Annotated in this window: 1 protein-coding gene, 1 tRNA gene and 1 pseudogene; 1 reads left to right on the forward strand and 2 read right to left on the reverse strand. The window is 69.8% G+C overall.

Going from position 1 to position 2749, the window contains the following annotated elements:
* Positions 1 to 511: 511 nt before the first annotated feature.
* Positions 512 to 721, forward strand: a pseudogene (locus MJ783_RS23450) (integrase); the annotation flags it as partial.
* Positions 722 to 858: 137 nt separating this feature from the next.
* Here MJ783_RS23450 and MJ783_RS20065 read toward each other — a convergent pair.
* A tRNA-Ser gene (locus MJ783_RS20065) sits at positions 859 to 947 on the reverse strand.
* A 335-nt stretch (positions 948 to 1282) separates the two neighbouring features.
* Positions 1283 to 2749: PepSY domain-containing protein (locus MJ783_RS20070; RefSeq protein WP_239312638.1), on the reverse strand; the 1467-nt coding region annotated here is incomplete at its 5' end.

Consider the following 2749-nt stretch of genomic DNA (forward strand, 5'->3'; position numbering starts at 1 on the left):
AAAGGCCTGGCCGCCGCATCGGCTGAGCCATCCCCACCCCGCCGACGACCTACGGGAATCATTCACAATGACAGTAGGTCGGCAGGGACGCCCTTATACCGCTCGCAATCGGCGGTGAGGATCGGCAGGCCCGTCGCGATCACCAGTACTGCGGCGTGGGTTGCGGGCCAGCCTAAGCGTGGGTGCTGTACGCGGAGGGTGTCGAGGTGGTCGATGCGGCTCAGCCCGCAGATGTCGATCGCGCCGGTAGGCGCCGCAGCTATGGATATCGGCGAGGTGCCCCGCGATGGCGGGACGGGCTGCCGTGACTTCAGCCAGGCATAAGCTCGACGGTGTGGCAGCGCGCCGAGTGCTGGCGGCGGTAACGCAGCTGTCGAACGATCCTCGTCCCCACGGGCTCCGAGCACTCGTTGGTGAGCCTTCGGGTGTGTTCCGGCTCAGGGTGGGCGACTGCCGGGTGATCTACCACGTTGAGGAGGGCCGCCGCCGGACACGCACGGCTGGCGAGGTTGCCTCCCCGCTCGCTGGCACGCCCTACGACCTACGTCACGCGGCGGTCTCGACCTGGCTCAACGCTGGGGTCCCACCGACGCTGATCGCCGAGTGGGCCGGGCACTCCGTCGCGGTCCTGCTGCACGTCTACGCGAAGTGCATCGTCGGCCAAGACGTGGCCGCGCGGCTCCGCGTCGCTGCCGCGCTTGGTCTGTCGGCGGCCCCATGATCGCGACCGCGTATTGTCCGCGAGCGACCGGCGATCGGCAGCAGCAGCCGGGAACGACCGGCGGACGTGGGATGTCGATGCGATCTCCGCAGAGCCGCAAAAACCCTTGCGGCATAGCGCTTTTCTCCTGGTCAGAGCGGAGGGCGTGGGATTCGAACCCACGAGGAGCGTTGCCACCCCTAGCGGTTTTCAAGACCGCCGCCATCGGCCACTAGGCGAGCCCTCCTGACCTGCGGAAACGCTGTCAGGCTACGTCCGGCTCGCCGGGGTCTGCCTGCCATGTACCCGCCATGTGCTGTCCCAGGATCTCACAGCCCCCTCAGGAGCTGTCGGCCGCATCGTCAGCCCGCTCCGGCCAGGCAACAGGGGACGCGGCGTCGCGAGGTTGGGGCACGCACCTCGCTTCGTCGAACCGTCCGCGGGCACGCTCCGGGAAACAAACGAGTCCACCGTCATCGAGTTCCACGGCTTCGGTCGGTCGGCGGAGCGAGCCCAGCCCCGCGGCCCAGCCCGGTGGCAACGGCTGCCGGTGCCGCCGCAGGGCCGCGGGGTGATGTCGGGTCAGGCGGGTGTGCCGCCACGCCGCCGCGCCCGCCGGATGGCGCCGAGAGCCACGTCAAACATGAGGAAGGCCAGCAGGGTCACACCGAGAACGGGCAGTGCCCAACCAGCGGCAGCGGTGAGCACAATCCCAATGACGAGCGCCGGTCGCGGCAACCCACGCCAGGTCCCGCGTGCCGGAGCCGGACCGACGAGCGCCCGCCGTTCATCACGGACGGGCCGCCGCTGCCACCACATCCGATAACCCCAAATGATCATACACAGCAGGCCAACCGCCAAAGATGCGAGGAGCAGCTGGTTGGCTAGGCCGAACAGCAGGCCCATATGCGCGGCGACCCCGAGCTTGGTGAGTTTCGCGAGCAATGGGTAGTCAGCCCAGTCGGCCCGAGAGATGATCCGGCCATCGGCGGGATCGACCGCGACCTGGCTGAGCCGCACCGGCCACAACTTGTCGGTCTGGGCAACGCTCCAGGCCACGCCCGGCTTGGCGGGCAGGTCGATCTCGACCGGTCCGTCCAGCCCGGCCCCACGCGCCGCGGTGAGGACCCGGTCGACCTGCCCGGTGACGCCCGCTTCACCAACGCCCGCTTCACCAACGCCCGCTTCACCGTTACCGGTCACGGAACCGGCCTCGGCCGTACTCGTGGCGGCCATCGCATGGCCCGCGTGGGATGCGGCCACGACGGGTGTAGGCAGGACGGTGTCGAGCTCCGGAGCGTGCGCGTGCAGCGCGTCCAACACCGAGCTGAAATGCGCACCAGCGTACCGCGACCAGGTCAGGCCGGTAGCAGAAAGAAACAGCAGGCCAACCACAAGCCACACCCCGACGCTGCCGTGCCAGGCCATCGTGCGGCGTCGGCCCCGCGCGCCCAGGTCGGGCAGCAGCACCCGCCGCACCCGCCGGGAGTTACGCCATCTGAGCACCCACAGAACCAGGCCACCACCGACCACCACCCACAACCAGCTTGCCGCCACCTCGGAGTACTGCCTCCCGAACGCGCCGAGGTGCAGGTTGCGGTGCAGGTCATCGAGCCATGTGGTCAGCGGAGTACTCCCCCACCAAGTGGTCAGCGCTCCCTGCGCCTGGCCGGTGTACGGGTCGACGTAGACGGTGCGCTGCTTCTCCCCGAGGCCGGGCACGTCGAGCACGACGCGGGTGGTCCGGTCGGCGGCGTCAGCGGGCAGGACGGCCGACACGGTCCCCTCCGGATGGACGGCCCGAGCCGCCGTGACCTGCTCGGCGAGCGGACGCGGATGCGCCCCGACCCGATCGACATACAGCTCGTCCGCGTAGACCAAAGCGTCGAGCTGCGGGGTGAGGGTGTAAGCGAGCCCGGTGAGCGCGGCCATCACCAGGAACGGCGCAACCAGCACGCCCGCGTAGAAGTGCAGCCGTACCAGCAGCCGGCGCGTCCCGCCGACCGCTCGCGACGGCGCGGCAGCGGGTCCTTCGCCGGTGCCAGTACC

The organism is Protofrankia sp. Cj3, assembly GCF_917627355.1.
Classification (GTDB): Bacteria; Actinomycetota; Actinomycetes; order Frankiales; family Frankiaceae; genus Protofrankia.